Source organism: Thioclava dalianensis (assembly GCF_000715505.1).
Lineage (GTDB): Bacteria > Pseudomonadota > Alphaproteobacteria > Rhodobacterales > Rhodobacteraceae > Thioclava > Thioclava dalianensis.
Genome location: NZ_JHEH01000019.1, coordinates 13605 through 29093 on the forward strand (window position 1 = coordinate 13605; position 15489 = coordinate 29093).

At 61.0% G+C, this 15489-nt stretch carries 15 protein-coding genes; 6 read left to right on the forward strand and 9 right to left on the reverse strand.

From position 1 onward, the window contains the following. Nucleotides 1-95: 95 nt before the first annotated feature. The 6 genes from cydB to ectA all read right to left on the reverse strand — a co-directional run bounded on the left by cydB (nt 96) and on the right by ectA (nt 6472). A complete protein-coding gene (gene cydB, locus DL1_RS14050; RefSeq protein ID WP_425441843.1) occupies nt 96-1103 on the reverse strand; it encodes a cytochrome d ubiquinol oxidase subunit II in 1008 nt (335 codons plus the stop codon). Between the two features lie 5 nt (nt 1104-1108). Beyond that, the gene (locus DL1_RS14055) at nt 1109-2524 is read right to left on the reverse strand and encodes a cytochrome ubiquinol oxidase subunit I (RefSeq protein WP_038067536.1); all 1416 of its coding nucleotides are present in this window, start codon (nt 2522-2524) and stop codon (nt 1109-1111) included. 181 nt (nt 2525-2705) lie between these two features. After that, nucleotides 2706-4136 (reverse strand): aspartate kinase, encoded by a 1431-nt coding sequence (locus DL1_RS14060; RefSeq protein WP_038067539.1) that lies wholly within the window; start codon nt 4134-4136, stop codon nt 2706-2708. Nucleotides 4137-4144: 8 nt separating this feature from the next. Further along, the gene (locus DL1_RS14065; RefSeq protein ID WP_038067544.1) at nt 4145-4546 is read right to left on the reverse strand and encodes an ectoine synthase; all 402 of its coding nucleotides are present in this window, start codon (nt 4544-4546) and stop codon (nt 4145-4147) included. A 56-nt stretch (nt 4547-4602) separates the two neighbouring features. After that, on the reverse strand, nt 4603-5892 hold the full coding sequence (gene ectB, locus DL1_RS14070; RefSeq protein ID WP_038067546.1) for a diaminobutyrate--2-oxoglutarate transaminase: 1290 nt from the start codon (nt 5890-5892) through the stop codon (nt 4603-4605). Between the two features lie 49 nt (nt 5893-5941). Continuing rightward, on the reverse strand, nt 5942-6472 hold the full coding sequence (gene ectA, locus DL1_RS14075; RefSeq protein WP_051693572.1) for a diaminobutyrate acetyltransferase: 531 nt from the start codon (nt 6470-6472) through the stop codon (nt 5942-5944). A gap of 253 nt (nt 6473-6725) precedes the next feature. Between ectA and DL1_RS14080 the strand changes: the two genes are divergently transcribed. From DL1_RS14080 to argE, 3 genes are all read left to right on the forward strand, one after another. Further along, entirely contained in the window at nt 6726-7205 is a 480-nt protein-coding gene (locus DL1_RS14080; protein ID WP_038067548.1) for a MarR family winged helix-turn-helix transcriptional regulator, read from the forward strand. A 111-nt stretch (nt 7206-7316) separates the two neighbouring features. Then, nucleotides 7317-8501, forward strand: coding sequence for a M24 family metallopeptidase (locus DL1_RS14085; protein ID WP_038067550.1), 1185 nt, complete (start codon nt 7317-7319; stop codon nt 8499-8501). A gap of 4 nt (nt 8502-8505) precedes the next feature. Beyond that, a complete protein-coding gene (argE, locus tag DL1_RS14090) occupies nt 8506-9657 on the forward strand; it encodes an acetylornithine deacetylase (RefSeq protein WP_038067555.1) in 1152 nt (383 codons plus the stop codon). Here argE and DL1_RS14095 read toward each other — a convergent pair. After that, complete coding sequence (locus DL1_RS14095; protein WP_038067556.1) at nt 9654-10439, reverse strand: metallophosphoesterase family protein; 786 nt, start codon at nt 10437-10439, stop codon at nt 9654-9656. The genes argE and DL1_RS14095 overlap by 4 nt on opposite strands. After that, nucleotides 10436-11398 carry a diacylglycerol/lipid kinase family protein gene (locus tag DL1_RS14100; protein ID WP_038067559.1) on the reverse strand — a complete coding sequence of 321 codons (963 nt, stop codon included), beginning with the start codon at nt 11396-11398 and terminating at the stop codon, nt 10436-10438. Before DL1_RS14100 ends, DL1_RS14095 begins: the two co-directional genes overlap by 4 nt. 258 nt (nt 11399-11656) lie before the next feature. Between DL1_RS14100 and DL1_RS14105 the strand changes: the two genes are divergently transcribed. From DL1_RS14105 to DL1_RS14115, 3 genes are all read left to right on the forward strand, one after another. Next, nucleotides 11657-12664 carry an ABC transporter substrate-binding protein gene (locus DL1_RS14105; protein WP_038067561.1) on the forward strand — a complete coding sequence of 336 codons (1008 nt, stop codon included), beginning with the start codon at nt 11657-11659 and terminating at the stop codon, nt 12662-12664. 99 nt (nt 12665-12763) lie between these two features. After that, nucleotides 12764-13672 (forward strand): ABC transporter permease, encoded by a 909-nt coding sequence (locus DL1_RS14110; protein ID WP_038067562.1) that lies wholly within the window; start codon nt 12764-12766, stop codon nt 13670-13672. After that, the gene (locus tag DL1_RS14115) at nt 13665-14747 is read left to right on the forward strand and encodes a quaternary amine ABC transporter ATP-binding protein (protein ID WP_051693573.1); all 1083 of its coding nucleotides are present in this window, start codon (nt 13665-13667) and stop codon (nt 14745-14747) included. Before DL1_RS14110 ends, DL1_RS14115 begins: the two co-directional genes overlap by 8 nt. A gap of 188 nt (nt 14748-14935) precedes the next feature. Here DL1_RS14115 and DL1_RS14120 read toward each other — a convergent pair whose 3' ends face one another. Continuing rightward, nucleotides 14936-15235, reverse strand: a complete 300-nt coding sequence (locus DL1_RS14120) for a hypothetical protein (RefSeq protein WP_038067564.1) — start codon at nt 15233-15235, stop codon at nt 14936-14938. Between the last annotated feature and the right edge of the window lie 254 nt (nt 15236-15489).

The window sequence follows — 15489 nt, forward strand, 5'->3', positions numbered from 1 at the left end:
CCCGATCGCGACATATGGCGCAGATCGGGGTGCTATGAGTGATGAGGGATCATTCCCCTCGAACGCGCGGAGGGTTCGGCAGTTCCCTCTTCAACTTAATAGTGATGGTGGTCATGCTCGCTCGTCTTGCCGCGGAACACCCAATAGGCATAGGCGGTGTAGCTCAGGATGATCGGCAGGAAGATCACCGCCCCCACGAAGACAAACATCTGCGATGCGGCACCCGACGCGGCCTCCCGGATCGTGATCGAGGTCGGCACGATATAGGGGAAGATCGACAGGCCCAGCCCGATAAAACTGAGGATGAAGATCCCGATGCCGGACAAATAGGCCACAAGCCCACGATCCGAGCGGATCGCCCACCAGTAGCCATAGCCGCAAAGCAGCAACAGTAAGGGCACCAGAGCGCTCAGCAAGATCCCCGGGAAGGCAAACCAGCGCCGGAAATACTCGGGGTTCAGGAAAGGCGTCGCGAGCGAGGCCAGAAGGATGAACACCAGCGTGATCAAAAGCGCCTTCTCGCCAAAGCGGCGCGCGCGATCATAAAGATCATCCGAGGTCTTGAGCACAATCCACGCAGCCCCCAGCATCACATAGCCCGCGACAAGCGCCAGCGCCGTGCCGAGGCTGAACCAGCTCAGCCAGTCCAGCGGACCGCCCGAGAAGGTGCGCCCGGTCACGCTGGGCCCCTGCAGCAGACCGCCAAGCACCGCGCCCTGTGCCAGCGTGGCCACCAGCGAGCCGCCGAAAAAGGCCTTGTCCCAGAGCGGTCTCCAGCGCCGCGTCTTGCCGCGGAACTCGAAGGCCACACCGCGAAACGCCAGCGCCAGAAGCATCACGATCAATGGCACGTAAAGTGCGTTGAGGATGACGCCATAGGCGAGCGGGAACACCGCCAGCAGGCCGCCGCCCCCCATGACCAGCCAAGTCTCGTTGCCATCCCAGACGGGTGCCACCGAGTTCATCGCCCGGGTCCGGTTGTCATCCGAGCCAAGGAAGGGGAACATGATCCCCACCCCCAGATCGAACCCGTCGAGCACGACATAGGTCAGAACGGCGAAGGCAATGATCGCAGCCCAGATATCGGGCAGGTAATGGGCCAGAGTGCTCATGAGTGGGCCTCCTCTTTATCGGTCACGACATCATCAAGCATCACCGAGGCCAGCCCGCCGGCCCGCTGCGGTGTATTCTCTACAGGCGCTGCACTGCCCGGCCCCTGCCGCATCAGTCGCAACAGGTAGAACGTGCCCGAGCCAAAGAGGAAGGCGTAGACCAGCACGAAACCGATCAAGGCCAGCAAGGCCGTGGTGTGATCGAGATGCGAGACAGAATCCTTTGTCATCAGGTGTCCGTAGACCGTGAAGGGCTGTCGGCCGAACTCGGTCGTGAACCAACCCATGATGATGGCGAGAAACCCGCCGGGCGAGACCACCAGCGCCGCGCGGTGGAACCAGCCCGGCTCATGCAGCTTCTTGCGCAGCATCAGCCAGCCGCCCCAGAAGCCGATCACGGCAAACAGGGCGCCAAGCCCCACCATGATGCGGAAGGTCCAGAACACGACAAGCATCGGCGGACGCTCATCGACCGGGAAATCGCCAAGGCCCGGAACTTCGCCTTCCAGGGAGTGGGTCAGGATCAGCGACGAGGCATAGGGGATCTCGATCTTGTAGGCCGTCCGTTCCTTATCCTGCTCGGGCCAGCCGAAGAGAATGAAAGGAGCCCCCTTCTCGGTTTTCCAATGCCCTTCCATCGCCGCGATCTTGGCAGGCTGATGCTTGAGGGTGTTGAGCCCTTGCTGGTCGCCTGCGAGGATCTGGATCGGGGCGGTCACGAGGATCATCGCCACCGCCATGCGGAACATCACCCGCACCGCGTCATCGGCGGTGCCGCGCAGATGGTGCCACGCGCCCACACCGGCCACGACAAGCGCCGTCGTGAGATAGGCTGCCAGAACCATATGGACAAGACGATAGGGCAGCGAGGGGTTGAAGATGATCTGCCACCAATCCTCGGGGATGAATTGGCCCAGCTCATTGACCGAGAACCCGACGGGGGTTTGCATCCAGCTATTCGCAGCCAAGATCCAGAAGGCCGAGATCAGGGTGCCGATCGCAACCATCAGGACCGCGATGTAGTAGATGATCGGGCGGACACGGTCGCGTCCAAATAGCATGATGCCTAGGAAACCCGCCTCTAGGAAGAAGGCCGTCATGACCTCATATCCCATCAGCGGACCAAGCACCGGACCTGCCTTGTCGGAAAACACCGCCCAATTCAGCCCGAATTCATAAGACATCACGACGCCCGAGACGACGCCCATGCCGAAGACGACTGCGAAGATGTGCTTCCAGAACTCGAAAATCCTCAGATACACATCCTTGCCGGTGATTTTGCGCAAGGTTTCAAGCACCGCCAGAAAACTGGCGGAGCCTATGGAGAGGGCGGGGAAAATAATATGGGCCGACACGACGAAGGCGAACTGAGCGCGAGCGAGATCGAGGGTCGGAATGTCGGACAGTATCATTGTCGGGCAACTTCCTTTTGGTCCGGGGGTGCCACTCAATTAACCGCAAAGCTGCGCGTGGCAAGCGTAGCAACCCTTGTATCATCCCTTCTGTGGCTACATGTCGCAACCTTTTTTCCGAATAAGAAAACCCCGCGCAGATTGACTGCGCGGGGTCGAATTACTCGCAATGCGGGAGGCCTCAGGCCGCCTTATGAAGCTCCGCCTCACGGCAGATGAAGGCGTCGTGAAGGGCCTTGATGACCGGTTTGAGGTCATCGCGCTCAAGCACGAATTGCACGTCCACATTGCGCGGACCCTGCGTCGCACCAAGGCTTTCGAGCCCCGCATCGGCGATGGCCTGCAGCCCGCGCGTCAGCGTCGACAACCCTTTGAGATCACGCCCGATCACGGAAGCCATTGCCAGCATCCGCGCCGAGACCTGAGCCGAGGGATACCGTTTGCAGAGGTCTTTCTCAACTTTCTGCAAAACCTCGATCGGAGCATCAACATAATGCGTAATCGTGTTGGCATTCGACGCTTTCGAGACGATCCGCACATCGTGATGGGTCAAAACCTCGAGAATCGTGGCGTCGTAGCCCTTCACACCGACCATGTCCTGTTCGAACACTTCCAGCGCGATGATCTCCAGCCCGGTGACCATCTCGACGGCGGGTTCATCCGCCGGCTTATCGTCAATGAGCGTGCCCGGATCGCCGGGATCGAAGGCATTTGTCACCCGCAGCGGGACGTCGGCTTGGCGCAGGGTCTTGGCGGCTTTCGGATGGATCGCCTCCATGCCCATATTCGACATCTGATCGGCCACGTCGTAATTCGTGTGGCCCAGCTTGCGCACGCGGCCCTCGCCCACCAGCTTGGGATCGGCGGAGGACAGGTGGAATTCCTTGTGAATGATCGCCTCGCGCGCGCCGGTCAAAGCCGCCATCCGCGAGAAGGTCACTTCGGAATAGCCGCGGTCGAACTCGCGCATGAGCCCTTCGGCGCATTGCGCATAGCCCGTGACGATCGGCATCTCGGTCGCCGGATCGACGTCGTTCATCGCGTTCAAGATCCGCGAGTCGAGATCGTGATCGGTTTCGTCACGCCAGCCCGACAGGTCGACGAGGCGGGCATTTACGCCCTCGCGCTGCAACAGCAGCGTGGTGACATAGGCCGAATGCGCCTCGCCCAGCCCCGAGAGCAATTCGCGGATTTGCAGCATGTGCTGCGACAGCCGGAAATGCCCGTAAGAGCACAGGCGTTGCAGATCGATCAGGCAATTGCGCGCCCCTTCGATCCGCTCGCGCACGAACTCGCTGGCCTGCGCGATGTCGCCCGGATGCTTCAGCACCTTTTCATGGGCTTCCACCATGGCGGTGGCCACGCGGCTCAGTGCCTCGTGCCAGCCATGCTCGCTATCGGCCCGCGCGAATTGCGCATAGACGCCGGACTCGCCGGTCTTTTTATGCTCGAGCAGCAGGTTGGTGATGCCGCCAAAGGCCGACACCACGAAGACACGTCCGTAAAGATCAGCGCCTTTGCGATCCCCGACGAACAGCGTTTCAAGCAGTTCATCGACGCGGCTCATCGAGGTGCCGCCGATCTTCTCGACAGTATGCTTTTGCTGGGTCATATGGGCCCTCACGCTTGCTCCAGATCATCGGCAGGCGCATAGGAACCATCTTCGCGATGGACCTCGTTGCCGGTCACGGGCGGGTTGAAACAGCACGCCATGACAAGATCCTCATCGCCCGCAACAAGGCGGTGATGGTCATGCAGGTTGAGCGCATACATCACGCCCGGCTTGATCTCATGGCGCGTGCCATTGTCCAGCTCGGTGATGTGACCATTGCCCGAGATGCAATAGACGCTCTCGAAGTGGTGCTTGTAGTGGAAGGTGTGGTCGGAGCCCGCCTTGAGCGTCGTGATATGGAACGAAAAGCCCATATTGTCGTCGGCCAGCAGCATCCGCACACTGGTCCAATCTGCGTCGGCCACATCGCGTTCAGTGCCTTTGATTTCGTTGAGGTCGCGAACAATCATATCTTGTCTCCGTCTCTTTTGGTGTCTGAGGGAACGTCCGGATGGCAGCGCCGCGATTACGCGGCGGCCACATGCGCTCCGTCTTCGGCCAGCACTTCGGCGGTGGCCTCGTCAAGGATCGTCAGACCCTTGCGGAATGTCTCCATCGGCGTCGTCAGCGGCGCGAGAACCTTGACCACTTGATCATTGTTCCCCGATGTCTCGATCACGAGGCCTTTCTCAAAGCAGCGACCGCAGATCTTCGAGGCCAGCTCGCCGGTACCCACATCAACGCCCTGCATCAGGCCACGACCCTTGAGGAACGCGCCGGGCACTTTGTCGGCAACAGCCGCAAGACCTTCGCGCAGCACATCGGCCTTCACGGCCAGCTCGCGCTGGAACACGTCATCCGACCAGAATTTTTCAATCGCTACGGTCGCGGTCACGAAGGCATGGGTGTTGCCACGGAACGTACCGTTATGCTCGGCGGGACCGAACACGTCATGCTCGGGGCGCACGAGAACCAGCGCCATCGGCAGACCGAAGCCCGAAATGGACTTGGCTTGCGTGATGACATCGGGGGTCACGCCCATCTCTTCGAAGGAGAAGAACGTCCCGGTGCGGCCACAGCCTGCCTGAATGTCGTCAACGATGAAAAGTGCACCGTGCTTGCGGGCGACTTTCTCGACACCTTGGATGAATTCCGGGCTTGCAGCATTGAGGCCGCCCTCGCCCTGAACCGTCTCAAGCATGATTGCGGCAGGCGCGTCCACGCCACCGGACGCATCCGAGAGCATTTGGTCGAGCAGCGCCACCGAATCGACGCCATCGGCATAGTTGTCATAGGGCAGACGTGTCACGCCATGGGTGTCCATGCCAGCGCCGCCACGGTGATAGCCGTTGCCGGTCGCAGCCAAGGCGCCCATGGTCACGCCATGAAAGCCGTTGGTGAAGGCGATGATATTGGTGCGCCCGGTCGATTTGCGCGCAATTTTCATTGCCGCCTCAACCGCATTGGCGCCGGTCGGGCCGATGAACATCAGCTTATGATCCATGCCGCGCGGGGCAAGGATGTGCTTTTCATAGGCGTTCAGAAACGCCGCCTTGCTGTCGGTATGAAGATCGAGCGCATGGCCCATCTTGTTTTCCAGCAGGTGATTGATCAGCGCCTCTTTCATGTCCGGGTCATTATGCCCGTAGTTGAGCGACGAGCAGCCGGCGAGAAAGTCGATATAGGTGTGACCGTCAGCATCGGTCAGCTCAGAGCCCTGAGCGCTGGTGAAAACGGTATCGAAACCGCGGCAATAGGAACGGGCCTCGGATTCGCGTTTTGTAAAGATCGTCTTGTCCACAGTGGTCGTGGTCATGGGATTCTCCGTCAAATTTGGGGGAAGGAAGGGCGCGCAAGCCAGCCTGTCAGGCGGCGGCGCGGGCCTCTTGCGGGAACGTGATCGTCACCATGTGCTCGGTCGCGGCATGGCCATCGAAATGGTCGTCTTCATGGAAATGCGCCTCATCGGTCAGCTCACCGCCGATCGAGCGCGCGAAAGAGCGGAACAGGCCCCAGCTGGCTTCATTGCTGCGGGTGATCGTGGTCTTGAGCTGGGTGCAGGCATCGGCTTCATCACGCTCGATCAGATGGGTGAGCATGCGCTTGCCAAGGCCGAGGCCGCGCGCATCGGGCGATACCGCGACCTGCCAGACGAAAAAGCTCTCGGGCTCGGAGGGCGCGATATAGCCCGAAATCCAGCCCAACAGCTCGCCGTCACGCTCGACCATCACGCAGGTGTCGCGAAAATGGTCGCACTGCAACAGGTTGCAATACATCGAGTTCTCATCAAGCGGCTTGCAGCGGCGGATCAGCTTCCAGATCTCACTACCATCCTCCGAGTCCGGCTTCCGAAAAACCAGTTCAGACGCTTTTTTGATAGAGCCAAGATGCGACACGATTCCTGTCCTTTCATTTACTTCGGTTGACTAACTAGTAGATCAGATCAGAAATTTCAATAGGCTAACCATCATGTCGGAAAAATGTTCCTCAATCCCTTTAAAATAAGCAAATTAGTCACTATTATCCCTTAGCATGACAAACCATAACCGCTTCACAGACCATAAAACACTTAGCAATACTAAGCGATTGAACGCCCCAGCGCTCTCTGCGATACTGGATCATCTGAACGATGATGAGGTCCGCAGCCTGATGGAACGTGTCGATACCAGCTTGATCGCATTGCGCAGGATCTTGCGCGCCACCGAGATGTTCGGACGCGACCTGGCGAAATCCGCCGGTCTGACGCCCGTGCAGTTTCGCGTGTTGCAGGTTGTGTCGGAAGACGGATGGTCGACGCCAAAGGCGATCGCGACCCGGATGAGCGTCAGCCAAGCCACGATGACCGCGCTGCTCGACAAGTTGGAGCGTAAGAATATGGTGACCCGCAAGCGCTCCGAGCGCGACCGGCGTCAGACCGATATCGTGATCACCCCGGTGGGCCGCGCGGCAATCGACGATGCGCCCGATGCGCTTCAACAGATCTTCGTTCGCCGCTTCGAGGCGCTTGAGGATTGGGAGCAGGCGCAGTTGATCGCCTCGCTTGAGCGGGTCGCAGCGATGTTGGACGCCCATGAGATCGACGCCTCGCCGGTGCTTGATTGGGGCGATATCTCCGGCCGTCCGAGCTAAACGCCGGTCAGGCGCGGGCCGCGCTCACCTCCATGTGCATGCGCCCTGCCCCCCTTGCAACTCGTGCAAGCCGACTCCACTGTGCCTCAAAGCCAGATCGGAGCGCGCCCCATGACGATTGCAAATCCCCCATTCAGCCAACCGGAATATCAGCGGCGCATCAAGCTTGTGCGTCAAGCGATGGTCGAACGCGGGATCGAGGTGCTGTTCGTCACCAACCCCTCCAACCAATTCTGGCTCACAGGCTATGACGGCTGGTCGTTTTACACCCATCAGGGCGTGATCTTACCGTTGGAGGGCGAGCCCTTCTGGTGGGGGCGCTTCATGGATGCCAATGGTGCCCGCCGCACCGTCTGGATGCCCGAGGACAATATCCTCTATTACAACGATATCATGGTGCAGTCGGACGTCTCACATCCGATGGAGGACCTCGCCTCGCGCCTGCGCATCATGGGCTATGGCGCTGCACGGATCGGCGTCGAGAAAGAGACCTATTTCTACACCGCGCGCGCCCATGAGGTGCTGGTCGAAGGACTCCCCGAGGCAGAACTTCTTGATGCCAGCGTGCTGGTGAATTGGCAGCGCCTGATCAAATCGGAAGAAGAGCTGAACTTCATGCGCCGCGCTGCGCGGATCTCCGAGCTGGTGATCGCCCGCGCCATCGACCTCATCGAGCCCGGAATGCGCAAGCACGATCTGGTGGGGGAGCTCTATCGGACCGCCGTGCAGGGCGAAGAGGATAGCTGGGGCGATTACCCCGCCATCGTGCCGATGTTGCCCTCGGGGGCCGATGCCTCTGCGCCGCATCTGACATGGAACGGCGAGGCGTTCAAATCCGGCGAGGCGACCTTTATCGAGCAATCGGGCTGCTATCGTCGCTACCATTCTCCGCTGTGCCGCACGGTGTTTCTTGGAAAGCCGCCCCAGCATGTGATCGACGCCTCCGAGGCACTGACCGAAGGGCTCAATGCCGGGATCGAGGTGGCGCGGGCCGGAAACCGGGCCTGCGACATCGCGCGTGCGCTCAACACCGAATTGCTTAAGGTTGGGATCGAACGGCCCAACCGGGCGGGCTATGCGGTGGGTTGCTCTTATCCGCCCGATTGGGGGGAGCATACCGTCTCGATCCGCGACACCGACGAGACCGTTCTGGAACCCGGCATGACCTTCCATTTCATGCCCGGCCTGTGGATGGACGATTGGGGCATGGAGACGACCGAGACGATCCTGATCCGTGAGGACGGCCCGGCAGAACCGCTCAGCCATATCGAGCGCAAACTGTTCGTGAAAGCCTGAGCCCATGAAGATGCAGCCGACCCTTTCGATCCTGTCCGACCTTGTCGGCTTTCCGACCGTGTCGGCGCAGACCAACCTGCCGATCATCCACTATATCGCCGCGCGGCTTGAGGCCGCCGGTGCCGTGGTCGAGGTGATGACCGATGAGAGCGGCCAAAAGGCCAATCTCTTTGCCACGCTCGGACCTGCGCGCGATGGCGGGCTGGTGCTGTCGGGCCATTCCGACGTGGTGCCGGTCACCGATCAGACATGGGCGAGCGATCCGTTTCGGATGACCGAACGCGACGGCAAACTTTATGGGCGCGGCACCTGTGACATGAAGGGATTTATCGCGGCGTGCTTGGGCTCGCTCGACAGCCTCAAGGCTGCCGCCCAAACGCGCCCGATCCATTTCGCCTTCACCCATGATGAGGAAGTCGGCTGTCTTGGCGCTCAGTCGCTGGTCCGGCTGCTGGCCGAGCGCCCAATCAAACCCGCGCTCTGCCTGATCGGCGAGCCAACCTCGATGCAGGTCTATGACGGCAACAAAGGCTGCTGCGAATATACCGTGCGTTTCACCGGCCTGCCCGGCCACAGCTCAGCGCCAGAGCGCGGCGTGAATGCGGTCGAATATGCCGTGCGCTACATCAACCGCCTGTTCGAGCTGCGCGCCGCCCTGATCGCGCGCTGCCCCAAAGGCTCGCGCTTCGATCCGCCCCAGACGACACTGAACGTGGGCGCCCTGAGGGGCGGCGTGGCGCATAACGTGATCGCGCCCACCGCCGAGCTGCAATGGGAAATGCGCCCGATCAACGCCGCTGATATGCATTTCGTGAAGGGCGAGATCGAGGCGTTCGTCACAGACACGCTGCTGCCTGACATGCGCGCCATCGCACCGCAGGCCGAGATTGCGACCGAGACGGTGGGCGAAGTCGTGGGGCTTGAGCCGATGGATGAGAACGCCGCGCGCGATCTGGTCTTTGCGCTGACGGGGCAAAACCATGCCGGATGCGTCGCCTTCAACACTGAGGCCGGGCTGTTCCAGTCGATCGGTATGGATGCGGTGATCTGCGGCCCGGGCTCGATCGAGCAGGCCCATAAGGCCGACGAATTCGTCTCGCTCGATCAGTTGGAGCAATGCCTGAAAATGCTCGAACGGCTGGGCGCGCGGGGCTAGTGGGACTGCCAATGCCCATCGACGCGGGTGAAGTGAAGCGGGGCGCGCGGGACGAAACGGGTGCTCTCATCGGCCTCAAAACGGGTAATGCTCAGAGCGCGCGCGTCTCCTTCGATCAGATTGAACATGTTGCGCTCTCCGCGCAGACGTGAGGACAGCCCGGTGCCCGCCTGCACGAACAACACCCCCGGCACCGCCGAGAAGGGCGCCGCCGAGGCCGTGTGCAGATGCCCCGAGAGCACCAGATCCGCCCCGCATTCATTGAGCCCTTCAAGCGCCCGGTCGGCCCCGCCCATCAGCTTTTTATCGACATCGGGCCCGTGCTCCAGCGGGTGGTGCATCACCGCGACGCAGAGCTTGTCCTGCGCATCGGAAAACCCCTCGCAAAGCCGCGCGACCGTGTGGCCCGAAACTTTTCCCCGCTGCCAGGCAAAGCGATTGACCGTGTTCACGCCCACCGCACGCAGGTCATCCGTGTCGAAATCCGGCTCGAGATTGCGGTCGATTGCCGCCTTGTAGCGCCCGAAAGGCCGCAAAAAGCGCACGAAGATATTGTCGAGCGGCGTGTCGTGATTGCCCGGAACTGACAGCACCGGCGCATCGAGGCTTTCGACGAAACGCCGCGCCTGCGAGAACTGGCCGCGGCGCGCGCGCTGCGTGAAATCGCCAGAAATGACGATCAGATCGGCGCCCAGCGCATTGACACTTTGCACCAGCGGGCTTTCCAGCGCAGGCAAGGTGCGCCCGAAATGCAGGTCAGAGAGATGGACGATCCGAGTCATGCGGCGTCCTCCGCATCCTCCGGCACCGGCTGCACGATATTGAGCAGATCAGACGACATCTCGAAGTGAAACGGGCTGCGCTCAAAACTCTTCTCGCCATCAAAGGCCAGCAAAGCCCGTCTGCGCCCCGTCGAGATCGAGACGTCGCGGGCCCGGATCAGCTCGTAATCGCGGCCCTCGCGGGCATCGCTCATGACCAGCCGCGCAGCCAGCCGGAACAGATCGGCACGGCTTCCGCCCTTGGCGACGAGCACCGCGAAATGGTCATCGCTGATCGCCCCGGCCCCACGCAGCCCGAACAGTTCAAGCTGATAGGCAGAGCGGGCCACGAAAACGAGCGGCGTGCGATAATTGCGGGTATCCCCATCGGCGGTGATGCGCAGGTTCATCGGGCGCTGAAACCGCAGGAAGGTCTTGATCACGGACCAATGCGCAACCACTCGGCGCCGACCCCAGCGCGCATAGATATCCTCGCGCGCCTTGAGGATCGCGGGGTAGATGCCCAGAGAGGCATTGTTGAGAAAGACCCGCTTGTTGACCTGCCCAACACGGATCGAGCTGGGCGTGCCATCCCGGATCGCCTGCGCGGCCTGCACGGGATCTTCGGAAAGCCGCAACCCGCGCGCGAAGAAGTTGAATGTGCCAAGGGGCAGCACGGCCATCGGCACGCTTTGGCCCAGCATCGACTGGGCCACCGCCATCGCCGTGCCGTCACCGCCCGCTGCCACGATCAGCTCTGCGCCATCTGCAAGTGCGCGCTCGACGGTGTGGGCGATGTCGGTCTCGGGCGTCCAGCGATACAGCTCTGCGCCCGGCCCAAACGCCTTGAGCGCTGCGCCCACGGCGTCTTCATCGCGCGAATTGCGCCCCGAGGACGGGTTGCCAATCACGGCGATAAGGCCGCTCCGCGCGACGGCGGGCGGGTCGGTCGGGGTCGGGGGCGTGGCGGTCTCGTCCATCGGTCCAGATCTCTCCTGCGCCGTCGGGCGCGTTAATTGTGCTGACGTAACGCTCGCGCTGCTAAAATGGTTGCGCTGAAACGGTGAGACATTTACGACATACGTATGTCGGATTCTGACTATTTGGCTAAGAACGCTCGAATAGACTGAACCCTATAACGCTCTGCCCGCGGATCTGCGCGGGCAAAAGGGTCGCATCTGCGGTGGCAGCCCGCGCGCCCCATCCAACAAAAAGCTGCATCCAACGGGAGAACACGCATGAAGAAATCCACACTAGCCAGTCTGTTTCTGGCCTTGCCGCTGAGCGTCCTTGCCGCGCCAGCCGCCTTTGCCGCAGATGGCGAATGCGGATCAGTCACCGAAGCTGAGATGAACTGGGCCTCGGCCGGTGTTGCCGCCTGGGTCGACAAGATCATTCTTGAAAACGGCTATGGCTGCGATGTGACGCTGGTTACCGGCGACACGATGCCCACCTTCACGTCGATGGATGAAAAGGGTGAACCCGACATTGCGCCCGAGCTTTGGGTCAACGCGGTCAAGCTGTCGCTCGACAAGGCGGTCTCCGAGGGTCGGCTGGTGATTGCGGCCAATATCCTCAAAGATGGCGGCGTCGAAGGCTGGTGGATCCCGAAATACATCGCCGAGGAACATCCCGACATCAAAACCGTCGAGGACGCGCTCAAGCATCCCGATCTGTTCCCCGATCCCGAAGATCCGTCGAAAGGTGGCATCTACAACTGCCCGGCGGGCTGGAACTGCCAGATTTCGACCGCCAATCTCTACCGCGCCTATGATGCCAAGGCGAAAGGCTTCGAGCTGGTCGATACCGGTTCAGCCGCCGGGCTCGACGGCTCGATCGCGAATGCCTATGAGCGCAAGCAGGGCTGGCTGGGCTATTACTGGGCACCCACCGCGATTTTGGGCAAATACCCGATGGTCCGCCTCGATGCGGGTCCGAACAACAAGGAAAACTGGGACACCTGCACCTCGCAGCCCGATTGCGCCAATCCGGTCCCGAATTCCTACCCGACCTCTGACGTCTATACCGTTGTGACCAAAGCGTTTTCCGAGAAGAACCCGATCGCGATGGGCTATCTCAAGAAGCGGGAATGGTCCAACGAGATCGTCGGCAAGTTCCTCGCGTGGCAGTCGGACAATCAGGGCACCAACGAAGACACCGCCTATCATTTCCTCGAGACGTACCCGGACGTGTGGAAGGCTTGGCTCTCGCCGGAGGTTGCCAAAAAGGTCGAGGACGCGCTCTGATCGCGCTCTGACCTTTTCTCTTCGCGCGCGCGGGCCGGACCTGCGCGCGCGTTTCCTATTTCGCGGGCCCGGCCCGCTCTCCACCAAAGGACCTCACCGATGGCATCTTGCTGGGGCTTGCCCGAAATGCTGTGCGATTTTCCCGCACTTCCGAACAAGGACATGCGACATATGCGCATGTGGATCGACGATGGTTTCCGGGGCATCGTGCGCCATTTCTCCGCGCAGATCGACGCCGCGACGCAACCGCTGCAATGGTTTCTCAACACGCTCGAAAACCTGTTCACCAACACGCCGTGGATCGTCATTTTGCTGGCAATTCTCGCGGTGGTCTGGCTGGGATCGCGCAGCGTCAAAATCGTGATCGGATCGATCATCGGCATGTGCCTGATCGGGGTATTCGGCCTGTGGGAAGACACGATGACCACGCTTGCGATGGTCACGGTGGCTACGCTCATCGCGATCATCCTCGGTTTGCCCATCGGGATCGTGATGGCTCGCTCGAACCGGATGCAATCGGTGATGACGCCGGTGCTCGACGTGATGCAGACCATGCCCTCCTTCGTCTATCTGATCCCGGTCGTCGTGATCTTCGGGATCGGCAAGGTCCCGGGCGTGATCGCGGTCGTGATCTATGCCGTGCCGCCGATGATCCGCCTGACCAATCTAGGTATCCGGCTGGTCGACAAAGAGGTCATTGAGGCCGCGGATGCCTTTGGGGCCAATCCGCGCCAGAAGCTCTGGGGCGTGCAACTGCCGCTCTCGCTGCCCACGATCATGGCGGGCGTGAACCAGACGATCATGATGGCGCTGGCGATGGTCGTCGTGGCCTCGATGGTGGGCGTTGGCGGTCTGGGCAAGAACGTGTTGCAGGCGATCAACAACCAGTTCTTTACCATCGGCTTCCTCAACGGCTTTGCGCTGGTCGCCATCGCGATCATCTTCGACCGCACGAGCCAAGCCTTCGGCAAACGTCTTCAGAAACATTCGGAGGTCGGTCATGACTGATAGCACGACCCAAAGCGCCGAGACCCGCTCGGGCGTCGAGATCCGCGATCTCTACAAGATTTTCGGGTCCAACCCGAAGCGCTATATTGATGCGGTCAAGAACGGGATGACCAAGACCGAACTGAACGACAAGCATAACCACGTGCTGGGCCTGCAAAATATCAATCTGGAGCTGCCACCGGGGCAGATCTCGGTGATCATGGGGCTATCTGGCTCGGGCAAGTCGACTTTGATCCGCCATATCAACGGGTTGATCATGCCGACCGCCGGGCAAATCCTCTATAATGGGCGCGACGTCGTGCAGATGAACGAGCAGGAATTGCGCGAGTTCAGACGTCACGAAACGGCGATGGTATTTCAGAAGTTTGCGCTCTTGCCGCATCGCACGGTGCTTCAAAATGTCAGCTACGGGCTGGATGTGCAGGGCATCGCGCGCTCCAAATCTGAACCCATCGCGCGCAAATGGATCGAGCGTGTGGGCTTGGCGGGCTATGAGGACAACTACCCCGCGCAGCTTTCGGGCGGAATGCAGCAGCGCGTGGGCCTGGCCCGGGCGCTGGCCAATGATGCCGATATCTTGCTGATGGATGAGGCGTTTTCCGCGCTCGATCCGCTGATCCGCATGGATATGCAAAAGGTGCTGCTCGATCTGCAATCCGAGTTGAAGAAGACAATCATCTTTATCACGCATGACCTCGACGAGGCGTTGCGGCTTGGCGACAAAATCGCGATTCTGCGTGATGGCGCGCTCAGTCAGGTCGGGACGGGCCAACAGATCGTGCTCAACCCGGCCAATGACTACATCGCGGAGTTCGTGCGCGAGGTGAACCGGGGTCGCGTCATCAAGGCCGAAACGGTGGCGACCCCGCTGCCCGAGGGCGATGCGCCGTTGCCGGAGTTCAAGATCAAGGGCGGCAGCACGCTTGAAAAAGCCGCGCGCCGCTTGGCCGAGCACGATCAGCGCAAGGCCACGGTTGTCGCGCGCGACGGGCGCCCGATCGGCACGATCGACATGCACACGATGCTCACCGCGATGGTGACGCCCGCCACGGTCGACGATGAGGATGCGGCCTAAGCGCGTCTTGATAAGGAAAGGGCGGCCAGATCGGCCAAGGCCATGATCTGTCCGCCCATCGATGCGCCGGAGCCTGGGTTCCCCGATCGCCACCCGCTCTGTTAGGATGCGGGCCTATGCGAGAAAGATAGGATCAAGCGAGCGCCTCAGGAAGAGACCTCGCTGGATGGTGAACAGCCCAGCTGCGCCTACCAACCTGGGCCGCGCCGCGACAGACGCTTCATATTGGCCTTGGTCCGACGCCCGATCGGCGCCATTGAGGCCGCAACGGCGCGATCCGCACCTTGCCCGCGTGCCAGCGCCCAGAAGGCCGCCTGACCGGCCTCGATGGCCGCGGCTTGCTTTTCCTGCACCATACGGGTGTTTTCATTGGCCGGAACGTTCCAGGCACCGAAGGCGCCCGCCAAACGCATCGCGATCACCGATTGCGCCTCGATGCAGATCCGGGCCGCGTCAATATTCATTTGCAGCAGTTGCAGGGGATTCATCGCACGACCTTTTCTCTGTGAGAGCGAGCGTGCCTTTCATCAAGACGCGCATCGCCAGTCAAAGAGTTGGCGCGGGCGAGAAGGATTGGTAGCACGAAAATGTATATCTGCCGCGCATGTTACAAGAATCACACAATCTTAACCCAAGGCTTAACCCAGGGTCGCCGTGCTTTTACGGCCACAGTTTGCGGTTCCATCCCTTGAAGTCACAATTCTGTGCGCCACGTTAGAGGCCTTGAGTATTCGGCCAATTG